Below are 291 nucleotides of genomic sequence, written 5' to 3' on the forward strand. Positions count from 1 at the left end.
TCATGGCCGACCTTGCGCATCACATCGAGGACTATGCGGCGCGCCTGCCTCTGGTCGCCTCCTGCCGCATCCACAACCTTGCCGGCATTTCGCCCGGCGCGCTGCAGGGCGCGGTGGAGAATCTGTCGCTCAAGGCCAACGGCGTCGGCGTCATCGCCGTCGACCATCCGCGCACACGCAACATCCTGCGCGAGCTGGTCGAGGCCGGAATCAGGCTGGTCACGCTGGTCTCAGACGTGCCGGCCGCGCCCCGCTAAAAAAAAAAAAAAAAATGGTTAACTGTCGTTACAG

1 pseudogene is annotated in these 291 nt (G+C 62.9%); it reads left to right on the forward strand.

The features are described from left to right. Window positions 1–257: pseudogene (locus EN851_RS35640) on the forward strand (LacI family transcriptional regulator); the annotation flags it as partial. Between the last annotated feature and the right edge of the window lie 34 nt (window positions 258–291).

It is taken from the genome of Mesorhizobium sp. M8A.F.Ca.ET.208.01.1.1, assembly GCF_004791315.1.
Lineage (GTDB): Bacteria > Pseudomonadota > Alphaproteobacteria > Rhizobiales > Rhizobiaceae > Mesorhizobium.